General features: G+C 66.6%; 20 protein-coding genes. 3 read left to right on the top strand and 17 right to left on the bottom strand.

Annotation, left to right across the window (positions count from 1 at the left end; all coding sequences use genetic code 11):
• Position 1: 1 nt before the first annotated feature.
• Positions 2-1060: an L-threonine 3-dehydrogenase gene (tdh, locus tag K254_RS0101745; RefSeq protein WP_026553934.1), complete on the bottom strand. Its 1059-nt coding sequence runs from the start codon at positions 1058-1060 to the stop codon at positions 2-4.
• Positions 1061-1185: 125 nt separating this feature from the next.
• Between tdh and K254_RS0101740 the strand changes: the two genes are divergently transcribed.
• Positions 1186-2124, top strand: coding sequence for a LysR family transcriptional regulator (locus K254_RS0101740; RefSeq protein WP_026553933.1), 939 nt, complete (start codon positions 1186-1188; stop codon positions 2122-2124).
• Between the two features lie 148 nt (positions 2125-2272).
• Here K254_RS0101740 and K254_RS0101735 read toward each other — a convergent pair whose 3' ends face one another.
• The 5 genes from K254_RS0101735 to K254_RS0101715 all read right to left on the bottom strand — a co-directional run bounded on the left by K254_RS0101735 (position 2273) and on the right by K254_RS0101715 (position 8338).
• Entirely contained in the window at positions 2273-3493 is a 1221-nt protein-coding gene (locus K254_RS0101735) for a Gfo/Idh/MocA family protein (RefSeq protein WP_051388674.1), read from the bottom strand.
• 29 nt (positions 3494-3522) lie between these two features.
• Positions 3523-4527, bottom strand: coding sequence for a LacI family DNA-binding transcriptional regulator (locus tag K254_RS0101730; protein WP_026553931.1), 1005 nt, complete (start codon positions 4525-4527; stop codon positions 3523-3525).
• Between the two features lie 109 nt (positions 4528-4636).
• Positions 4637-6307 (bottom strand): sugar ABC transporter substrate-binding protein, encoded by a 1671-nt coding sequence (locus tag K254_RS0101725; RefSeq protein ID WP_026553930.1) that lies wholly within the window; start codon positions 6305-6307, stop codon positions 4637-4639.
• A 25-nt stretch (positions 6308-6332) separates the two neighbouring features.
• A complete protein-coding gene (locus K254_RS0101720) occupies positions 6333-7271 on the bottom strand; it encodes a carbohydrate ABC transporter permease (RefSeq protein ID WP_026553929.1) in 939 nt (312 codons plus the stop codon).
• A gap of 38 nt (positions 7272-7309) precedes the next feature.
• On the bottom strand, positions 7310-8338 hold the full coding sequence (locus K254_RS0101715; protein ID WP_026553928.1) for an ABC transporter permease subunit: 1029 nt from the start codon (positions 8336-8338) through the stop codon (positions 7310-7312).
• Positions 8339-8591: 253 nt separating this feature from the next.
• Between K254_RS0101715 and K254_RS0101710 the strand changes: the two genes are divergently transcribed.
• Entirely contained in the window at positions 8592-9635 is a 1044-nt protein-coding gene (locus tag K254_RS0101710; RefSeq protein ID WP_231391717.1) for a formylglycine-generating enzyme family protein, read from the top strand.
• Positions 9636-9719: 84 nt separating this feature from the next.
• On the opposite strand, the gene K254_RS21240 is transcribed toward K254_RS0101710, so the two are convergent.
• From K254_RS21240 to gatC, 5 genes are all read right to left on the bottom strand, one after another.
• Complete coding sequence (locus K254_RS21240) at positions 9720-11249, bottom strand: MDR family MFS transporter (RefSeq protein ID WP_081709822.1); 1530 nt, start codon at positions 11247-11249, stop codon at positions 9720-9722.
• A gap of 162 nt (positions 11250-11411) precedes the next feature.
• A complete protein-coding gene (locus tag K254_RS0101700) occupies positions 11412-12236 on the bottom strand; it encodes a hypothetical protein (protein WP_026553926.1) in 825 nt (274 codons plus the stop codon).
• 175 nt (positions 12237-12411) lie between these two features.
• On the bottom strand, positions 12412-13920 hold the full coding sequence (gene gatB, locus K254_RS0101695) for an Asp-tRNA(Asn)/Glu-tRNA(Gln) amidotransferase subunit GatB (RefSeq protein ID WP_026553925.1): 1509 nt from the start codon (positions 13918-13920) through the stop codon (positions 12412-12414).
• Entirely contained in the window at positions 13921-15465 is a 1545-nt protein-coding gene (gatA, locus tag K254_RS0101690) for an Asp-tRNA(Asn)/Glu-tRNA(Gln) amidotransferase subunit GatA (protein WP_026553924.1), read from the bottom strand.
• 3 nt (positions 15466-15468) lie between these two features.
• Positions 15469-15765 carry an Asp-tRNA(Asn)/Glu-tRNA(Gln) amidotransferase subunit GatC gene (gene gatC, locus K254_RS0101685; RefSeq protein WP_026553923.1) on the bottom strand — a complete coding sequence of 99 codons (297 nt, stop codon included), beginning with the start codon at positions 15763-15765 and terminating at the stop codon, positions 15469-15471.
• A 218-nt stretch (positions 15766-15983) separates the two neighbouring features.
• Here gatC and K254_RS0101680 point away from each other — a divergent pair, with 218 nt between their 5' ends.
• Positions 15984-16658: a hypothetical protein gene (locus tag K254_RS0101680; RefSeq protein ID WP_026553922.1), complete on the top strand. Its 675-nt coding sequence runs from the start codon at positions 15984-15986 to the stop codon at positions 16656-16658.
• Between the two features lie 95 nt (positions 16659-16753).
• Here K254_RS0101680 and K254_RS0101675 read toward each other — a convergent pair whose 3' ends face one another.
• The 6 genes from K254_RS0101675 to K254_RS21235 all read right to left on the bottom strand — a co-directional run bounded on the left by K254_RS0101675 (position 16754) and on the right by K254_RS21235 (position 21160).
• A complete protein-coding gene (locus K254_RS0101675; protein WP_196810854.1) occupies positions 16754-17188 on the bottom strand; it encodes a hypothetical protein in 435 nt (144 codons plus the stop codon).
• A gap of 107 nt (positions 17189-17295) precedes the next feature.
• Positions 17296-17556 carry a hypothetical protein gene (locus K254_RS0101670; protein WP_026553920.1) on the bottom strand — a complete coding sequence of 87 codons (261 nt, stop codon included), beginning with the start codon at positions 17554-17556 and terminating at the stop codon, positions 17296-17298.
• A 235-nt stretch (positions 17557-17791) separates the two neighbouring features.
• A complete protein-coding gene (locus tag K254_RS0101665; RefSeq protein ID WP_026553919.1) occupies positions 17792-18169 on the bottom strand; it encodes a RidA family protein in 378 nt (125 codons plus the stop codon).
• Positions 18170-18215: 46 nt separating this feature from the next.
• Positions 18216-18719: a GNAT family N-acetyltransferase gene (locus tag K254_RS0101660; RefSeq protein ID WP_026553918.1), complete on the bottom strand. Its 504-nt coding sequence runs from the start codon at positions 18717-18719 to the stop codon at positions 18216-18218.
• A 226-nt stretch (positions 18720-18945) separates the two neighbouring features.
• Positions 18946-20361, bottom strand: a complete 1416-nt coding sequence (locus K254_RS0101655; protein WP_026553917.1) for a CoA transferase — start codon at positions 20359-20361, stop codon at positions 18946-18948.
• A 40-nt stretch (positions 20362-20401) separates the two neighbouring features.
• Positions 20402-21160 carry an AfsR/SARP family transcriptional regulator gene (locus tag K254_RS21235; protein ID WP_051388672.1) on the bottom strand — a complete coding sequence of 253 codons (759 nt, stop codon included), beginning with the start codon at positions 21158-21160 and terminating at the stop codon, positions 20402-20404.
• Positions 21161-21217 lie beyond the last annotated feature (57 nt).

Raw genomic sequence — 21217 nt, 5'->3', positions numbered from 1 at the left:
CTTAAGCGTTGTCGGAGAAGACGGTCCAGTCCAGCACAACCTTGCCACCCACACCGGAGCGGGCGGCGGCGAAACCGGCCTCCCATTCGGTGGCGGGCAGGCGGTCGGTGACCACGGAGGAGATGGCGCTGTGCAGCACCGGGTTGGAGGAGAGCATGGCGCTCATGGCGTACCAGGTCTCGAACATTTCGCGGCCGTAGATGCCCTTGAGGGTCAGCATGTGGGTGACCACCTTGCCCCAGTCGATGTCGATCGACTGGCTCGGCAGGCCCAGCATGGCGATGCGTCCGCCATGGTTCATATTGTCGATCATCTCCGGCAGTGCCGTCGGGTGGCCGGACATTTCCATGCCGATGTCGAAGCCCTCGCGCATGCCCAATTCGCGCTGGGCATCCTTCAGGCGGGTGGTGGCGACGTTGACAGCCAGGTCCACGCCCATTGCCTTGGCCAGCTCCAGGCGCGGCTCGGAGACGTCGGTGATGACAATCTTGCGGGCGCCGGCGTGGCGGGCGACGGCGATGGCCATCAGGCCGATGGGGCCGGCACCGGTGATCAGGACGTCCTCGCCCACCAGCGGGAAGCTCAGGGCGGTGTGCACGGCGTTGCCGAAGGGATCGAAGATGGCGCCCAGATCCGCCGTCACGCTCTCATCGTGGTGGACCCAGACGTTGGTCTCCGGGATCACCACGTACTCGGCGAAGGCGCCGTCGCGCTGGACACCCACGGAGACGGTGTTGATGCACATCTGGCGGCGGCCGGCGCGGCAGTTGCGGCAGATGCCGCAGACCACGTGGCCCTCGCCGGAGACGCGGTCCCCGACCTTGACGTCGCGGACGTCCTTGCCGATCTCCACCACTTCACCGTAGAACTCGTGGCCGGCGATCAGCGGGGCGTTGATGGTGGAGGCGGCCCACGCGTCCCAGGCCTGGATGTGCAGGTCGGTGCCGCAGATGCCCGTGGTGTGGACGCGGATCTTCACGTCCGTGTGGCCGGGCTGCGGCTCGGGCCGCTCAACCAGCTCGAAGCCTTCGTGCGGGCCGGACTTGTACAACGCCTTCATGGTGTTTCCTTGGTGTGGTGGGGATCGCTTTCTCCCATTACAGCCAGAGAAACCCATTAGCACAACCGGGAATTTCTCCATCAACGATTTAGCATTTGCTAAACTATTGCTGCTAATCTGGCCGCATGGAACTCCACCAGCTGCAGATGCTCCGCGAACTGGGCGAATTGGGCAGCGTCAAGGCCGTGGCCGAGACCCTCTCCGTCACGCCGTCGGCCGTCTCCCAGCAGCTGGCGCTGCTGCAGCGCGGGGTGGACACGCCCCTGACGCGCAAGGAGGGCCGCAACCTGGTGCTCACCGAGGCCGGCGCCGTGCTGGCCGAGGCCGGGGCAGGGGTCATCAACGCGATGGCGCAGGCCAAGGCCGCCATCGGCGCCTACCAGGAGGACCCCGCCGGCCGGGTCACCATCAGTGGGTTCCACAGCGCCGGCCAGGCGCTCTTCGCACCGCTGGTGCGCGCGCTGCGGGGCATGGAGCACGACGGCGGCGGCTCGCCCCAGGTGCTGCTCTCCGATGAGGACGTGGCCCAGCACGACTTCCCCGCGCTGGCCGCCCGCTACGACCTGGTGCTGGCGCACCGGATGGACCACAGCCCGCCCTGGCCCCAGCCGCAGGTGCAGGTGCTGCCGCTGGCGCATGAGCCGCTGGACGTGGCGCTCTCCGCCGACCACCCGCTGGCCGCGCTGGACTCGCTGTCCCCGGCCGACGTCGCCGCCCATCCGTGGGTGACCAGCCGTGCCGGGTACTCTCCCGACGACGTGCTGGCGGCCATCGCGGCCGTTGCCAGCCACCCGGCCAATGTGGTGCACCGGATCAACGACTACTCCACCGTGGCGGCCCTGGTGTCCACGGGTGAGGTGATCGGGCTGCTGCCGCGCTACACCTCCAGCGCATCGCTGGCCCCCGCCGGCGGACCGGCGGTGGTGCTGCGGCCGCTGACGGGCATCAGCACCAAGCGCCGCATCGACATCCTCGCCCGGCCCGAAAGCCTCAAGCGCACCGCCGTCGTCCGCGTCGCCCACGCCCTCCAGGCCGTCATGGCCGAGCTCACCGGCGGGCACTGACCCGGGCCACGCTTCAGGGCACCGGGTCTCGACAAGCTCGACCAGCGGGCCCGTCGTCGGCGGTCGACAAATCGACCCAGCAGTGGTGGTGGGTTGGATTGGATCCATCCCGCCACAACTGCTGGGTCGATGAGGTTGCTAATCGAAGTTACTGCGAAACGCGGGCCGGCTGGCCGGCGTCGAAGTACTCAACCCACTCGGCGGGCAGTTCCGGAACCTCAATCGCGCTGCCGTCCCCGCGCAGCGACTGGGCGGCCAGCACGCCGGCTGCCACGGAGGCGCGGGCGGCGATGGGCGAGGTTTCCGTGTGTCCACCCTCGCGGGCAAAGCGCAGGAACTCGGCGATCAGCAGCGGGTCTGCGCCGCCGTGGCCGCCGTCGCCGTCGCGGATCACGACCTCCTGGTCCGGCTCGACGAAGCCGTGCGTGCTGCGCGAGGTCCAGACCTTGATGACATCGCCGGGGCCGTCGCCGAAGTTCTCGATGCGGCCCTTGGTGCCGATGACGGTGTAGTTGCGCCAGTAGTCCGGCGTGAAGTGGCACTGCTGGTAGGAGGCAAGAGCGCCGTTGTCCAGCACCATCTGCATCATCGAGATGTCCTCGACGTCGATGACCTCGGCCAGGTCCGTCTGCTCGGACGGCGGCCAGTTCTCCAGCGAGAACCAGTCGCCCATGCGGCGGTCGGTGTTGTCGCGGCGGCTCTTCACATCGCCGTACACGGCCAGATCACCGACGGCGGAGACACGGCGGGTGTAGCCGCCGGCCAGCCAGTGGATCACGTCGATGTCGTGGGCGCCCTTTTGCAGCAGCAGCGAGGTGGTGTTGGCGCGCTGGGCGTGCCAGTCCTTGAAGTAGTAGTCGCCGCCGTTGCCCACGAAGTGGCGGCACCAGACGGCCTTGACCTCCCCGATGGTGCCGGCCTGGATCAGCTCGCGCATCTGCACGACCACGGGCATGTGGCGCATGTTGTGGCCCACGTACAGGCGGGTCCCCGTCTCATAGGCGGTGCCCAGGATGGCATCGGCCGCCTCCAGGGTCACGTCCAGCGGCTTCTCGCAGAACGTCGGGATGCCGGCGCGCAACGTCTGCACGGCAACCTCGGCGTGGCGGTTGTCCGGGGTCAGCACCAAGACGGCGTCCAGGCCCGCGGCCAGCAGTTCGTCCAGGGAATCGGTGATGGTGGCGGTGGGGATCTTGGCGGCGGCGTCGGCCCGGCCGCGCTCGCTCAGATCGCAGACCATGACGACGGCGGAACCCTCGCCCGGCTTGTGGACGTGCTTCCACAGCGACGCCCGCAGGCCAAATCCAACAATCCCCACTCGCATGTCGGTGGCCGAAGCCGTCTCGCCGGGAGTTTCTACAGCATCCATAGTTGCCAAATGTCCTAACAATTTCATAATTAGCCCCGCACAGCGCCGGGCGCGGAATCGCGCACGAGCAGCTGCCACGGGAATTCCAAAACCTGTGGCGCCCCCGCCGTGCCCTCGGCACGGGAGAGCAGAAAATCTGCCAGGCCCTCGAAGAAGTCGATGGGTCCGACGGTGCTCAGGGAGGGTGTCATCAGCTCACCCTCCGTGGTGTTGCCAACACCCATGACCGCCACATCCTCCGGCACGCGCAGCTGCAGGCGCTGCGCTGCGTGTACGGCGGCGATGGCGGCATAGTCGGTGATGGCATAGATCGCCGTGGGGCGGTCCGGACGCTGCAGCAACGTCATGGCCGCCTCAAAGGCACTGATGGGATCGGCGGCAAACTCGGCAACATACTCATCACGGAACTCGATGCCTGCCCGCTCCAGCCCTCGGACATAGGCCCCGTAGCGTACGGAGCGCGAGGCCACACGGGTGCTGGGATAGGTCAGGCAGCCGATCCTGCTGTGGCTGCGGGCCAAGTGGTCCACGGCCTCCTCGCAGGTTGGCCCGGTCACCGAACGGATGACGTCGAAGCCGTTGGGTTCCAGCGTTTCGCTGAACACCACCAGCTTCTGGCGCTGTGCCATCTCCGCCAGCCGCTCCGCATCGCCGTCGCGCCCGGCGTCGTCAATGAAGACGACGTCGGCGTTCTGGTTGGCCAGTGCGGTGCGCCAATCGGCGTCGGCCAGGATCATGGGCGTGATGCCCTTGCTCTGGGCCGCGGCGCTGACAGCACGGCTGACCGAGAGGGACCAGGGGTCCGAGAGCATGGTCAGCGAGAGCATCATCAGGTTGGTTTTGCCGGTCCTGATGGTGCGTGCCGCCTGGTTGGGCCGGTAGCCGAGCTTCTGCGCCGCCGCATGGACCTTTTCGATGGTTCCACTGGAAACACCGGGGCCGGTGGCGCTGCCCGTGCGGCCGGAGAGGACGTAGGACACTGTGGCCGTGGAGACCCCGGCTTCCGAGGCCACCAATTTGATGGTGGGTCGCATCTGTCTTTCCTTCCTTTCCTGGCTTTCCGTGGCGGCGCGTGGGCCGTGGTTTCCACCCTGCCCGGCGCGGTGGCGGGGATCCCGCCGCCGCGCCGAACATTGCGGTTTGCTACTTGTTGGTGAAGACCTTGGCGTCCTTGGACAGGGCAGCCTGGTACTCCTCGCGCATCTTGTCGCCACCTTCGGACTTCCAGCGCTTGAGCACATCGGCGAATTCGGAGATGTTGGCGCGGCCGGTGATGATGTCGATGGTCTTGTCGCGGACGGGCTTCTGGATCTTCGGGCCCACCTTGGCGTTGGTGTCCGAGTAGGTGCCGTTGGTCGGGTTGCGCCAGGCGAACTCGAGCAGCTTCTTCTCGGTCTCGTTGATGTACTTCGTGTCCTCGGGGAAGCCCGGGTTGAAGAGGACGCTCTCCGGCGACGCCATGATGTTCAGCGCGCTGGTGACGCCGGGCAGGTTCTTCAGGCCGTCTTCGGTCAGGATCGGGTTGCCCTTGTCGTCGAAGGTGAAGTCCTTGCCCTCTTCGCCGAAATTCTTCTGCAAGTATTCGGCGGTGCCGAACGGTGCGGAGAGGTAGTTGATCAGGGCCAGCTGCTCCTTGATGCGCTTCTCGTCGGTCTTCTTGAAGGCGGTGTAGCCGACAGTGCCGTAACCCATGTCGTAGGTCGGCTTGACCTTGCCATCGAAGCTGAACGGAACCAGGATCTCCGTCTCGTGCGTCGGATCCAGGCGGCGGTAGCCCTTGAGGTCGCGGGGGCCGGCCGTGACGGCTGCGGCGATGGTGCCGTTGACAACCTTGGATTTGACGTCGGTGACTGCAACATCGGGATAGAAGACGCCGGCAGCGAAGAGCTTGGCGGCGTACTCGATGCCGGCCACGTACTCGTCACGCTCGTAGAGGTGGGTCAGGGTGCGGTCCTCGTTGACGGCCCAGCCGTTCGGGGCACCCAGCCACTCGGTGATCATGTGGAGCATGTTGATGTACGCCGGCTCCAGCGCGTACTTCTTCTCGTTCGGCCGGGTCAGTTCCTTGGCCTTCTCCATGAACTCGTCGGCATTCTTGGCGTTCAGGCCGCCCACGGATGCCCAGGTGTTCTTGCTGCCGACCATGACCTGGCCGAAGGGGGTGCTGGGGATGGGGGCGCCCCAGATCTTGCCGTTGACGACGGCGGTGCGCCAGGAGTCCGGCTTCAGTGCTGCCAGGTTCGGGTACTCCAGGACGGCATCGCCGGAGAGGTACGGGGTCAGGTCCTGGAACTTGGCCTCGAGCATCGGGCCAACGTTGGGGATGCCCTGGTTCGGCGGAATCCACATCAGGTCCGGCAGGGTGTCGGAGGCCAGGATGGTGGCGAACTTGGCCGGGTAGCCGTCTCCGATGTCTTCGACGATCTGCATGTCGAACGTGCCGCCGAGGGCGGTGTTCAGGCGCTGCCAGTAGGGGTTGTCGGTCATGGCCGGAGCCATCGTCTCAAAGGTTTCGGACAGCACCGTAACCGGGCCGGTCAGCGGCTTGCCGGTGACGGATACAACCGGCTTGGGCATGTTGATGTAGCCGGCTTCCAGACCCTGGGCGTTGCCCGCGTAGTCCGCCGTGATGCCGGTGAATTCCTTGAACGTGGGCAGCGTCAGCTCCGAGGAGGCTGCGGCGCCACCGGAGGACTTTGCTCCACTGCCGCAGCCGGTCAACGCGGAACCGAAGGCAACGGCGCCAACGGACAGTCCTGCAAGGCCGAGGAAGTTGCGCCGGGAGAAGCCGGCGGCTTGGGAGGTGCGAGTCATCGCGATTCCCTTTCTTGGTAGTGGGTTATCCCTTGATGGCGCCGGTGATGACGCCCTTGTTGAAGTGCTTCTGGAGGAACGGGTAGACGATCAGAATGGGCAGCAGGGCGATGACCACAACGGCCATCTGCATCGACTGCGGCGGCGGCGTGGAGGTCACGCCGATCGCATCGGCCATGGAGCTGCCCTGGACAACAAAGTTCCGCAGGATCAGCTGGACCGGGTAGAGCGTTTGGTCGTTGATGTAGAGCATCGCGTTGAAGAACGCGTTCCAGAACCCGACGGCGTAGAACAGGCCGACGACGGCGATCACTGCCTTGGAGAGCGGCAGGACGATCTTGCGCAGGATCATGAAGTCGCTGGCGCCATCGATCCTGGCGGCCTCGATCAGCTCGGTGGGGATGTTCATGAAGAACGAGCGCATCACCACAAAGTTGAAGGCGGCGAAGGTGGTCGGCAGGATCAGCGACCAGATGGTGTTCAGCAGACCCAGCTGCTTGACCATCAGGAACATCGGGATCAGGCCCGGGGCGAAGAGCAGGGTGAACAGCACCATCAGCAGCACGGGGCGGCCAAACAGCACCGGACGGCTGGTGGCGTAGGCCATCGTGATGGTCACGAAGAGGGCCAGGAAGGTGCCGACGGCGGTGATGAAGGCACTCACGCCCAGGGCCCGGAACATGAACTCACCGCTGAAGATCGCCTTGTAGGAGTCCAGGGTGGGGTGGGTGGGCCACAGGACGTAGCCGCCTGCGGCAACGAGCTGCTTGTCGTCCGCCAGCGAGGTGGAAACCACCAGCAGAATGGGGATGATGATGGACAAGGTGATCAGACCCAGAATGACTGCCTTGAGGGACTGGTAGAGCGGGGAGGCCGGCTCTTTCCAGGCCGGGCGGCCGGGGTTGAAGGTCAGACCGTGGCGCTGGCGGTTGCGTGCCGCTTTGGTGAGGGTGGTTGTTGCCATGATTGTCTCCTTGGATGGCTGGTATCCGCCGGGGCGGATCAGCCGACCTTCTTCTGAAAAATTCCGGGTTCGCCCAGTCGGTGGGCCACCTTGTTGGCGGCGAAGATGAGCAGTGCGCCCACCACGCCCTTGGCCAGGCCGGCCGCAGCCCCTGCGCTCCAGCCGCCGCCCACCACACCGGCAAAGTAGGTGAAGGTGTCCAGAACCTCCGCCGCCCCGGCGCCAACGGCGTCGTGCTGGAGCAGGAATTGTTCAAAGCCCACGCTGAGGATGTCGCCGATGCGCAGGATCAACAGCAGCACGATGATGGAGCGCAGACCCGGCAGGGTGATGTGCCACATCCGGCGCCAGCGGCCGGCACCATCGGCGGCGGCAGCCTCGTAGAGGGAGCCATCGATTGCGGCCAGGGAGGCCAGGAAGATGATCATGGCCCAACCGGCGTCCTTCCAGACCAGCTGGATGGTGGCCAGCAGCGGGAACGTGTCCGGGTTGGTCATGAAGGGAATCGTGTCCATGCCCAGATCGCGCAGCGTGTTGTTCACCAGGCCGGCGCCGCCAAGGACCTGCTGGAACAGGGCGATGACCAGAACCCAGGAGAGGAAGTGCGGCAGGTAGACCAGGGACTGGAACCAGCGGCGGATCTTGGTGCTGATCAGGGAGTCCACAATAAGTGCCAGACCGAGCGGCACCGGGAAGAACAGCACCAGCTGCCAAACGGCCAGCACCAGCGTGTTGCGCAGCGCGATCCAGAAGTCCGGGTTGAAGTACAGATCAACGAAGTTCGCCAGCCCCACCCAGTCGCTGCCCGAGATGCCCAGGAACGGCTGGTAGTCCTGGAACGCAATGACGTTGCCGAAGATCGGGATGTAGAAGAACAGGAGCAGGAACACCACGCCCGGAATCATCATCAACAGCATCTGCTTGTCACGCTTGAACCGGGCCTTGAACGTCTGGTTGACCGGCGTGGGTGTGGCCGGCTTTCCCGCACGCTTGCGCTTCTTCGCAGCCGCGGCCGGTGCAACAGGTGGCGCAGCCGCTGCCGGCGCCTGACGTGTTGTCTGGCTCATTGATAACTCCTCGTTCTGGTGGACCGGCCACGGACCTGGTGCATGTGATGCAGGCCACTCCGTGTTAACCGTTTAACAAACATAAGGGGTCATCGGGCGTAATGCAAGATGTTGATCGAAATTGCTTGTAACGATCATGTTTCTTCAGTGGATTCGCCGTTCCAGCTTGCAATGGCACACTTGTAGTGTGCTGCGCCACGTTGATTGGCCAGAAACACCATCGATCGCCCCTACCACGAACACGGAGGTTTCTGTGGAGAGCTGCTGCAGCGCACCCGAGCGGGATTCCGCCCAGGCCCACGGACAGGTTCCGGGCACGGCCCCTGCCGGTGCCACAGGAACCGGGGAATCGCCGTCGCACTTCACCCTGTCCGTACCGCCCCGCCGGGGCGACTCGGATGCTGCCGACACTGGTGCTGCGCATCGGGACGCGGCCATCCCCGCGGGAACCTTTGCGATGGGCGACCCCTTTGACGAGGGCTACCCGGCTGACGGCGAAACGCCCGTCCACGAGGTAGCCCTGGATGGCTTCCGGATCGACACCGCCGCCACCACGACGTCGGCCTTCGCCGCCTTTGTGGACGCCACCGGCTACCGCACCGAGTCGGAGGTGTACGGCACCTCCGCCGTCTTCCATCTGGCCGTCCAGGCACCACAGAAGGACATCATTGGCTCGGCCGCCGGCACGCCGTGGTGGCTCAACGTCCGCGGCGCGTCCTGGGCGCACCCGGCCGGCCCCGGGTCGACGTGGACGGACATCCCGGACCACCCCGTCACCCAGGTCTCGCACAACGACGCACTGGCCTATTGCGCCTGGGCCGGACGTGCGCTGCCCACGGAGGCCCAGTGGGAGTACGCCGCACGCGGAGGCCTGGAGCAGGCCCGCTACCCCTGGGGCGGCGAACTGCACGGCACAGAGCCGGACGGTTCGGTGCGCCACCACTGCAACATTTGGCAGGGCACCTTCCCCACCCAAAACACGGTGGAGGACGGCTTCCTGACCACGGCCCCGGTGCGCTCCTTCGAGCCCAACGGCTACGGGCTGCACCAGACCAGCGGCAATGTCTGGGAATGGTGCTCGGACTGGTTCCTGCCCAAGTACTACAAGAGCTGCGCCGCCGTCGGCACCGTGGAAAACCCCGCCGGGCCCACCATCGGCCGCGGGCGTGTGATGCGCGGCGGCTCCTACCTCTGCCACGATTCCTACTGCAACAGGTACCGGCTCGCCGCCCGCAGCTCCAACACCCCCGACTCCGCCAGCGGCAACCTCGGCTTCCGCACCATCGCCCTCGCTTAAACCCAACTGGGTGACAGTTGTGACACAAAAACCGGCGATTTTTGTGTCACAACTGTCACCCAGTTGGGTGGTGGGGCGACGGCGTTAGCGGGCCGGGTTGGACTCGGCCGCTGCTGCTTCCGCGGGCAGGTCCGACGACGGCGCGGCGGCCTCGCCGTGGGGGCCGTGGCCGGCGTCGGCGGGCTTCTTGATGAAGAAGGCGGCGGCGACGGCGAACAGTGAGATCACGGCTCCGATCAGGAACGCCAGCCGCACTCCCCCGGCTGCTGCGGCGTCGACGGACCCCGAGCCGGCCAGCGCCTGGGACTGCGAGGCCATGATGGTCACGAAGAGCGCCGCTCCGGCGGCACCGGCCACCTGCTGCACCGTTCCCACGATGGCGGAGCCGTGCGAGTACAGCGACGGCGGCAGCACGCCCAGGCCCACGGTGAAGAGCGGTGTGAAGACCATCGCCAGGCCCAGGCTGAGCACCACGTGGGCGGCCAGGACCAGGTAGGCCGGCGTCGAATCCGTCACCAGGGTCAGGCTCCACAGGGCCGCGCTGACCACGATGGATCCGGGGACCAGCAGCGGCCGCGGACCCACCTTGTCGTAGAGCCGGCCGACAAACGGTGCGGCCAGACCCATGAGCAGCCCACCCGGCAGCACCAGCAGGCCAGTCGACAGGGCGTCCATGTGGAGCACATTCTGCAGGTAGAGCGGCAGGACGATGATGGTGCCAAACAGCGCCATCATGGACACGGCCATCATCGCGATGGTCAGGGAGAACGTCGGGTGGTTGAAGGTGCGCAGATCCAGCAGCGCGTGGTCCTTCTTCTGCAGGGACAGCTGGCGCAGCACGAACATCACCAGACCGACCACACCCACGGCCAGCGCAATGGCCATGTTGAGCTGCGCCCCGCTCTTGCCGCCGATCAGGCTCAGGCCGTAGACCAGACCGCCGAAGCCGAAGGCGGCCAGTACCACCGAGGGCACATCCAGCGGTGCCGTTCCGGCGGTGCCCACATTGGCCACCTGGCGCATGCCAATCAGCAGCATGGCCACGGCAATGGGCAGCACAAAGATGAACATCCAGCGCCAGGACAGGAAGTTCAGGATGACGCCGGAAATGGTGGGGCCGATGGCCGGTGCGACGGAAATGATGATGGAGATGTTGCCCATCACCTTGCCTCGGTGCTGCACGGGGACCAACTGCAGCACTGTGGTCATCAGCAGCGGCAGCATGATGGCGGTGCCGGTGGCCTGGACCACGCGGCCGATCAGCAGGACGGAGAAGCCCGGTGCAATCGCCGCAATGAGCGTGCCCAGGCTGAAGAGCACCATGGCGGCCGTGAAGATGGGCCGGGTTTGGAAGCGCTGCAGCAGATAGCCGGTGATCGGAATGACCACGGCCATGGTGAGCATGAACGCCGTAGAGACCCACTGGACGGTGGGCGCATCAACGTGGAGATCGGCCATCAGGTGCGGCAATGCCACGCTCATGATGGTCTCGTTCAGGATCACCACGAAGGTGGCTGCGAGCAGCAGGTAGATGACGCGCGGCGTGCGGCCTTGGTCGGCGATGCCGGCGGATGGACTTTGGTCGAGGTGGTTTTTGGCCACGGGAACCCCCATAAAAAATGATGTGCGCGAAGAGAATCATTGGTTACAAGCCACTGGTTGCCGGAAAAATTTCACGGCAAGGGGCAGGCGGCGCCATGGGCACCTGGCATTGGCTGGAATGGACGCTCGGCAGTGCCGGATCAGCCACACGTGGGAGTCTTCACGCAGACCACCCTAGGACACGGTCGACGCCGGGGCAAGGGCCAGGACCGTGGCATCATCGGCCACTTCCCCGATCCGCTCCTGCTCGCGGCGCAGCTCCACCATCAGTTCCAGGGCGCCCAGCGGGGTGGAGACGCGCTCCGCGAACTCCGCCGGTCCTGCAACAAGGCCGAGGTCGACGGCGCGCCAGGCACCGTCGGTGGCCAGCACCACCAGCACGGGCCGGCCCAGCTGGACGACCTGCGCGTGGGCGGCGGCCTCAACCTCGCGGCGGGCCACCCAGAGGTTTCCGGGGCTGTTGCGCCGTGCCCGGTCCTGCTTGAGGAGTTCCAACCGGTCCGCAGGATCCACAAGCGGCGCGGCCGTCCCCTGTGCCTCGACCACTGCGGCATCCACCGCCGCATCGGCGTCCTGCGCCATCACCAGCTCCGTGCTGCCGTCCTGAAGCCGGACCACCACGCGGCAGTCGGCGAGACTGGCGACGGCCACGCCGTCGTCGTTCAGCTGGAGGACCGACACGGCGGCGCTGGGGAAGCGCACGCGCTCCTCCCCCGCCAGGTCCGCGCCCAGGGCATCCACGGCCGCCAGGGCCGATGCCAGCCGCCCCCGGACGCCGGAGAAGCCCTCGGGCACCGGCAGGGACTGCGCCAGGAGCACGGAGAGCGTCTGGGCCAGCCACTGCGGGTCCGAGGCGGCAGGAAGCCCCAGCGGCTCCAGCAGCGTGGTGGCGCCGTCGATGACCCACGCGGTGTCGCCGGCGAAGCCGCAGGCATCCTCCTGGACATGGGCATCGCCCTCAAACTGCACTCGTGCCCTGATGTCCCAGCCGTACGTCATTCTTTCATCCTGCCAGACGGGCACGGGTGGGCGGGGACACGGCCGGCCCACCGGATTTCGGCGAGCTCAATCACCGGGACCAAACCCCCGCGAACAAACAGGTGAGGACAGTGCGGCGGGGCCGGACTGTCCTCACCTGTTTGTTCGCGCGTTGCGCGGGTTGTTGCGGGTGTTGCTAGCCTTCGACGCCGAGGGTGGCGAGGATGAGCTCGCGCACGCGGCCGGCGTCGGCCTGGCCCTTGGTCAGCTTCATGACACCGCCAACGATGGCACCCACGGCCTGGATCTTGCCGCCGCGGATCTTGTCGGCAAGGTCGGGCTGGGCCGCGAGGGCGGTGTCGATGGCAGCCTGCAGGGCACCGTCGTCGGAGACCACGGCCAGGCCGCGCTTCTCCACGACCTCGCCCGGAGTGCCTTCGCCGGCGAGCACGCCGTCAAGGACCTCGCGGGCCAGCTTGTCATTGATCTTCCCGGAGGTGATCAGGGCATCGAGCTCCACCACGACGGCGGGAGTGACGCCCAGTGCCACCGGGTCCACGTCGGCCAGCTTGGCGCGGCGGGCGATCTCGCCCATCCACCACTTGCGGGCTGCAGCGGCGGAGGCGCCGGCGGCCACCGTCTCCTCGATCTCATCCATGACGCCGGCATTGACGACGTCGCGGAATTCCAGATCGGAGTAGCCCCAGTCGCCCTGCAGGCGCTTGCGGCGCTCGGCCGGCGGCTCGGGCAGCGTGGCACGCAGTTCCTCGACCCATTCCCGGGTGGCCACGATGGGCACCAGGTCCGGCTCGGGGAAGTAGCGGTAGTCGTCGGCGTCGGACTTGGGACGGCCGGAGGTGGTGGACTTGGTGTCCTCGTGCCAGTGGCGCGTCTCCTGCGTGATGGTTCCTCCGCCGTCGAGCACGGCAGCGTGGCGCTGGATCTCGTAACGGACGGCGTGTTCGACGGCGCGCAGCGAGTTCACGTTCTTGGTCTCGGTGCGGGTGCCGAACTTCTCGCGGCCGTACGGGCGCAGGGAGACGTTGGCGTCGCAGCGGACATTGCCGCGCTCCATCTTGGCATCGGAGACGCCCAGGTTCTTCACGATTTCGCGCACCGCTGCCACGTAGGCCTTGGCGAGCTCCGGGGCGCGCGAACCGGCTCCCTGGATCGGCTTGGTGACAATCTCCACCAGCGGCACGCCGGCACGGTTGTAGTCCACCAGCGAGAAGTCCGCACCCTGGATGCGGCCGGTGGCGCCACCCTTGTGGGTCAGCTTGCCGGCGTCCTCCTCCATGTGGGCGCGCTCGATCTCGACGTGGAAGACGGTGCCGTCCTCCAGTTCGATGTCCAGCCAACCGTCGTACGCAATGGGATCTTCGTACTGGGAGGTCTGGAAGTTCTTCGGGGTGTCCGGGTAGAAGTACTGCTTCCGGGCGAAGGTGCAGGACTCGGCGATCTTGCAGTTCAGCGCGAGGCCGATCAGGATCGAGGACTCCACGGCCTTCTTGTTCACCACGGGCAGGACGCCGGGCAGGCCCAGATCCACCTCGTTGACGTTCGTGTTCGGTTCGTCGCCAAACACGTTGGGCGCGGAGGAGAACATCTTCGTGGCGGTGTTCAGCTCCACGTGGACCTCGAAGCCCAGCACGGGATCGAACTTCTCCATGGCCTCTTCGAAGCTCAGGGTTGCGTCAGTGCTCATTTACTTCACCTCTCCGGAGGTCGCAGCGGTGGAGGCCAGGGTGGGGGCCTTGTCCAGGATGGGGCCGCCCCACTGGGATTCCAGCAGGGATTCCAGCACAGCACCCACGCGGTACAGGCGGGCGTCCTCGCGGGCCGGGGCCAGCAGCTGGATGCCCACGGGCAGTCCGTCCTCATCGGCCAGGCCGCCGGGCAGGGTCAGGCCGGGCACGCCGGCCATGTTGGCCGGGATGGTGGCGACGTCGTTGAGGTACATCGACAGCGGATCGTTCAGCTTCTCGCCGAGCTTGAACGCCGTGACGGGCGACGTCGGCGAGATCAGCACGTCCACCTGCGCGAAGGCTGCGGCGAAGTCGCGCTGGATCAGCGTGCGCACCTTCTGGGCCGAGCCGTAGTAGGCGTCGTAGTAGCCGGCGCTCAGGGCGTAGGTGCCCAGGATGATGCGGCGCTTGACCTCGTCGCCGAAGCCGGCGGCGCGGGTGGCACCCATGACGCGCTCGATGGTGAGCGGGCCGTCCTTGGGCAGCGTGCGGGCGCCGAAGCGGACGCCGTCGAACTTGGCCAGGTTGGAGGAGGCCTCCGAGGGCATGATCAGGTAGTAGGCACCCAGCGCGTAGCCGAAGTTGGGGCAGGAGACCTCGACTATTTCGGCGCCGGCGCTGCGCAGCAGCTCCAGGGACTCGTTGAAGCGGTTCTCGACGCCGGTCTGGTAGCCCTCGCCGTGCAGCTCCTTGATGATGCCGATCTTCATGCCCTTGACGTTGCCCAGGCGGGCAGCGGCGACCAGGCCCGTGGAGGGATCGGTCAGCGAGGTGGAGTCGAAGGGATCGTGTCCGCCGATGACTTCCTGCAGCAGGGCCGAGTCCAGCACCGTGCGGGAGACGGGGCCGATCTGGTCCAGCGAGGAGGCCATGGCGATGGCGCCGTAGCGCGAAACTGCACCGTAGGTGGGCTTCACGCCGACGGTGCCGGTGACGGCGCCGGGCTGGCGGATGGAGCCACCGGTGTCGGTGCCCAGGGCCAGCGGAGCCTCGAAGGCTGCGACGGCGGCGGCAGAGCCACCACCGGAGCCGCCGGGGATGCGGTCCAAATCCCACGGGTTGCGGGTGGGGCCGTAGGCGGAGTGCTCCGTGGAGGAGCCCATGGCGAACTCGTCCAGGTTGGTCTTGCCCAGCATCGGCATGCGCGCGGCGCGGAGCTTCTTCACGACGGTGGCGTCGTAGGGGCTCATCCAGCCCTCGAGGATCTTCGAGCCGGCTGTGGTGGGCTGGCCCTTGGTGACGATGAGGTCCTTGACGGCGATCGGCACACCGGCCAGCTCGTGGAGCTGCTCCCCGGCGGCGCGGCGGGCGTCGACGTCGGCCGCAACGGCCAGTGCTTCGTCGGTGTTGACGTGCAGGAACGCGTTGATGCCGCGCTCACCGCCGTCGACGTCGGCAATGCGGTCCAGGTGCGCCTGGACGACCTCCACGGAGGAGACCTCCTTGGCGGCCAGCTTGGCAGCCAGATCGGCCGCGCTGGAACGGATCAATTCGTATGCGCTCATGGCTTAGTCCTCTTCCAGAATGGCCGGAACCTTGAAGCGGCCGTCTTCGGCATCCGGGGCGCCCGAGAGCGCCTCTTCGGCGGTCAGCACGTGGCCCACCACATCTTCACGGAGCACGTTGGTCAACGGAATCGGGTGGGAGGTGGCGGGAACATCGTCCCCGGCGGCCTCGCTCACGGATTTCACCGAGTCCACAATGACGGCCAGTTCGCCAGCCATGCGGTCCAATTCGGTCTCACTCATCTCAATGTGAGCCAGTTGCGCCAGATGCGCCACGTCGTCACGGTTGATCGCAGCCATGGATCTCCCCTGCAGAAAGTTAAATTGTTTCGCCCCCAAGCTTAGTCGCCCGCGCCAATGGACGACGACGGCGGACGGTGACACGGTCGTCGCACCGTTCGTTGGGCAAAGGACGGGTGGCGAAGACAAGTCGTAGCATTTGGGAAGAACTCTCAACTGGCTCGTCTACCACTTGGAGAAAACGTGAACAATATGCGCGTCATCACAATCCACCAGCCATGGCCATTTGGGCCATGAGTGAGCTGTCAATTCTTGGGCCCCTGGTCAAGCACAAGATGCAGGCCCTTGGGTTCACCACGCGGGCAAACCTGCGGTTCACCATGGAGCTAGCTCCCGACATCCACGGCAGCGTCGGACTCAACACTGCATCCAGATACTCTGCCCGTGGAACATGGGACGTCAACCCGGTCATTGCCGTCCATCATCTGGAGGTTGCCCGAATCCGGGCGGAACTGACCGGACGCACCTATGTTCCCTATATGGGCGCTCCGGTGTCACGCTCCATTGGGTACCTGATGCCAGCCAAGAAATTCATGAATTGGCCGTTGGGTGACTTCGACGGAGCCGACCACAATGCCGAGGACATGGTGGGGGCGATCCGCGAATATGGTCTGCCCTTCATGCACAGCCATGCCACGAACGAGACCATCCTCGAAGCCATCAACGAGAAGATCGGCATCCCTGACAACCACATCAGGGACAAGCCCATCCTCTTGGCGCTGATGGGTCGCTTCGATGAGGCCGCCAAGGCAATGGCCGATACGGTCGAAGCACTGCCCGGTGGCAATAACCCTGCGGCTGATGGCATCAGGTCGTTCGCTGCGAACTTTCATGCATGGCTGGACGCGCATGCGGCCAAGAGGGCAACTGCACCTAGTCGGACAGCACGATAGGTCGAAACGCCGACCGGTGTTGCTTTCGGCCACGCCGTCATGGTGGTTGTCTGGTGGCCCAGGGCCACCAGACAACCACTGGTTTGGACGGCTGGTTAGGGACGAAGCGCTTCCAGCTGCGGGTCCAGACACACCAAGCCAAGATCCTTGGCCAGCTGGGCGGCAAATGCCGACACCTCTTCGGCCCGATCGTAGACCATGCCAAAGTAGATGACCGGGCCCGCAGCGTTGCCGATCAACGGCCAATCCGACCACGGCGAATCGTTCTCACCATCAAAACTCAGGTCCGGCCAGCGGGCCAACAGCGCATCAACATAGGCGCGAATCCGCGGCGTCGGCTCTGGCGCAGGCTCACAATCGAGAAAGACCATGTTCCGCTCGAACGCTTCGGCCAACTCATCATCGGTCGAAGGAACTTTGCCCTCCCAGACGGCAAGGTCGTAACTCATACAGAAAACCCCCATCAGTTTTTCTTCGATGCACGCCATGTCAGACGAATTGCCAACAGGCCAGAGGGTGCCATGGATCATGGGCGCCTCCGACCACCGTAGACACGCTGTGTTGCCGTGCCTGGGACAGAAAAGGGGTGTCGGATCCTTTTCGTAGGATCCGGCACCCCTTGGCACTGCTGCTGGAACTAGCTCTGGACGAGCATCACGATGGTGTCCGGGCGGACGCCGTCATACTTCATCGCCTCGGCGCCGGCCTCTGACTGCAGCATCTGCTGAAACACGTCCATGTCGGGGACCTCGGCGAGAAGGCCGACGCGGTTGGACTGGGCCGGGTCGACAAACGTCTGCACCGTGATGCCCAGCGGTGCCAGGATTTCCCCGCGCTTGGGGGATGCGAGCCAGTGCGCCACGTCGTCGACCTCGTGGAAGATCATTACCGTTGCCATCGCTGCCACTTCTTTCTGAAGTTGCGCCGGGAGCCGGGCGCAGGGACCGTGCGAGGACATCCCGATCACTTTGAACGTAGCACCACCGGTGCGGCATCGATAGAGGGTCGGCGGAGGCGGGCTGGGTTTCGGCCCAGCTTCGCCAGCCATTGCAACCACGACGCGGTTCCCCTCCCAGGACGCGTTTACTACTGCATCTTCAAAGGGGAACTGCGTCGCCGGCCGGGGGTGCAGCCTAGCGCTGGGCGACGAGTTCGATCTCGACCTTCATGGCGGGGTCCAGGAACGGCAGCACGTGGACCAGGGCCATGGTGGGGCGGATCTCGGAGAAGACCTCACCGTGCGCGCGGCCGGCCTCTTCCCAGGCGCTGATGTCCGTCAGATAGACCTTGGACTGCACGACGTCGGCAAAGGAGAAGCCGGCCTCGGCCAGCACGGCCTCAAGCTTCTTCAGGATGTACGCGCTCTGGGTGTAGAAATCATCGCCGACGACGACGCCGTCCGGGCCCGCCGCCGAGGTGGCGGAAATGTAGAGCGTGTCATTGACCTGCACCGCGCGGGAGTAGCCAAGGGTCTTTTCCCAGCTGGAGCCGGAGCCGAAAAGGGTGCGCATGAAGCCGTCCTTCTGTAGGGTGTGGGGCACCCCGGACGGGACGCCGCTACAACTCTAGGCGGTAGACCACGAGCATGATGTCAGTGCCCTCAACGGGCCAGTCACGTTCCGACATACGGCCGAAACCCATCTTGTCGTAGAGGCGGCGGGCGCTGGTCCAGTGTCCACCGGTGGTCAGGGCGACGGCGTTGACGCCTTCCAGGGAACGGGCGCGGTCGATGATGGCCTCCACCATCGCCTTGCCGGCGCCGCTGCGCTGGACGGCGGGGTCCACCACCAGCATGCGGAACTCGAGCTCGTCCTCGCGGGCGATGTCTGCCCACTCGTCGCCGGCCACGGCCAGGGTCACCGAGCCGATCACCTCGCCGCCGCGCTCTGCCACCAGGATCGGGGCGGTGCGGGCGCGGTCGGCCACCTGCTGGATCTGCAGCATGTACGGGTGGTCGGCGCTGGGGAAGTACCCGGCCTCCATGTACGCATCCACCGTGATCCGGGCGATGTGGCTGTAGTCCGCCTCGACGGCGGGACGAACGAGAATGGCGTTGCTCATGGGGCGTGGAAATCCGTCGGCTGGGGAACAGGGAGGGGAAAACAGCGGCAATTGCCGCCTATCCATTGTCCCCTATGCAGCAAGCCGCGAATGTCCAAACGAGCCCATGGTGCCAGTCTGATTCCTCACAACCCGCATCCGGGATGCGGTTCCCCGCCCGGGACGCGTCCACCATTGCGTCTTCAACGGGGAACGACGGCGGGCTCCCGGGGCCGCCAGGTGCAGGCTACGGTTCCTGCCAGCGCGGCGGAGCCGAGCCGTACGCCGCGGCCGGGACGTCCCAGCGCAGCTCGACCCCGTCGATGGCCAGGGCCTGCGGCAGCCGGCTGCCGGGACCCCATGCCGTGTCCTCCGGCACGCGCTGATGGGCACCGGGATCGGGCGGGGTGGCGGGGCCGCTGCCGGCCGTCGCGGCAAGCTCGACGGCGGTCCTGGCCAGCGACAACCGGGCGCTGCGGGCACTCCCCTGCAGCCTCCTCGTCCAGGAGGTGATGGCTGCGGCGGCGGCCAGGTAGCCCGTGGCGTGGTCCAGTGCCTGGACCGGCAGCGGGCGCGGGGCCGCGGCGTTGAAGTAGGCCATGCCGGCGTCGGCGATGCCGCAGCTCATCTGGACCAGTGAATCGAAGCCGCGGCGCGTCCGCCACGGCCCCGTCCAGCCGTAGGCGTTCAATCCCACGTCGACCAGCCCCGGGTGGCGGGCCGCGAGCGCGGCCTCCCCCAGTCCGAGGCGTTCCATGGCGCCGCCGCGGTAGCCATGGAGAAGGATGTCCGCCCCGTCCAGCAGCCGGTGCAGGGCGGCCAGCCCATCGGCGGTGCGCAGATCCAGCCGGGCGCAGCGCTTGCCCACTGTCATCTCAGCTTCGACGGCCGGTTCCTGCCACCACGGTGGATCGATCCGCAGCACCTCGGCCCCCAGGCTGGCCAGGAACCGGCTGGCCACCGGACCGGCGATCACCCGGGTCAGATCCAGCACGCGCACGCCGGCCAGGGGCCGGGAGGAATCGGCACGGGAAGAACCAGGACGGGAATAGCCAGGCCGGGCGTGTGTACTGGAGGAAACGGCGTTGCTTCTCTTCCGGGGCCCGGCGGTGCGCGGCGTTCCCCAGGCGATCAGCGGCTCGGCGGCGACCGCTGCGCCCTGCGGATGGCGCAGCCAGGCGGCGTGCGTACGCATCAGCGCCGCACAGCCGCCCGCGGCCACCACCTCGGCCTCCAGGTCCTCCCCCGCCCAGGCGGCGACGGCGTCGCCCACGGTTCCGCGGTCCAGTCCGCTGTCCGGTCCCTCGGGCAGGCCCAGCACGCGCATCGCGGCGGCGCGGTGGTGCGGGGCGTTGGTGTGCAGCCGGATCCAGCCATCGGCGCAGCGGTAGTCCCCCGCAACCGCATCCCACACCGGGGGCAGCTCCCAGCCGGTTGGCTCGAAGCTCATCGCGAACCAGAGCGAGGCCAGGGATCTGTCGACCGTGACGGCGGGCCGCCCGCCGCCCTGCTGCTCCACCAGGGCGGCCACGGCCAGGCCGGCAGCCGCAATGGAAGCCACGGCCAGGCCGGTGGTGTCGAAGGCCGATGCCAAGGTGCCCGTGCCGGTGGCCGCCACGCCGCCGGGCACGAGGAAGGATCCGGAGGAGGTCAACAGGCTCATGAAAGGAGGCTACGCCGTGCCACGGCCGGGGAGAACCACTTCAGGTCTGTGGACGCAGGGCGCCAAGGCGCAGGTGCCGATTGGCGCCGCCGGGCTCCGACCCAAACGCGACCAGAGCCCCCAGCCGGGCCGACGGCGAGATGCCCAGTTCACGGCGCAGCCGCTCGCGGTATTCGCCATAGCTGCGCAGCGCCATGGCCCGGTTCCCGAGCCGCAGGTGGCACTGGATGATGATCATCTGGCAGCTTTCCCGCAGGGGGTCGATCGATGCTGCGGCGCAGGCCGTGTCCAGTGCGCGGCCGGCGTCGCCGTGCTCAAGCAGCCGCGCGGCCAGTGTTTCCAGGGCCTGCAGTCTGCGCTGCTGCAGCCGCTCCTGCTCGAAAATGATCCAGTCGTCGTACCAGCCCGGCAGCAGCTCCGCCCGGAGCAATTCCTCGGCGCAGGCGGCGGGCACGTCGCCGCCCGAGGCATCGATCGCCTCGATCAGCGCGGCAATCCGGTGGTAGTCCACCCGGACTTCGGAATCCACCACGATGGAATCGTGCGTGCAGCACAGCAGGGACGGCAGCCGGTGGGAAATGGTGAACAGGGTGGCGCGCAGGCTGGCTGCTGCCTGGGCCTCCGGGCTCAGGGGCCACAACAGGCCCGCCAGCACGTGGCGGGGCCGGGCTCCGAGGAGGATGGATGCCACGATGAGCCGCTGCTGTCTGACGCCGATGTCGATGGTTTGGCCATCGCGGCTGAGCTGCCAACACCCGAGCAGTTTCAGATCCCAGACAGGGAAGGGTTGCGCATCCATCTGTGCCCCCAGAGTATGCCGTCCAAAATGTGCAATATCCACTTGGCGGCAAGGAAT

Source organism: Arthrobacter sp. 35W, assembly GCF_000482545.1.
Classification (GTDB): Bacteria; Actinomycetota; Actinomycetes; order Actinomycetales; family Micrococcaceae; genus Specibacter.
This window is presented reverse-complemented; position numbering and strand designations above follow the sequence as displayed.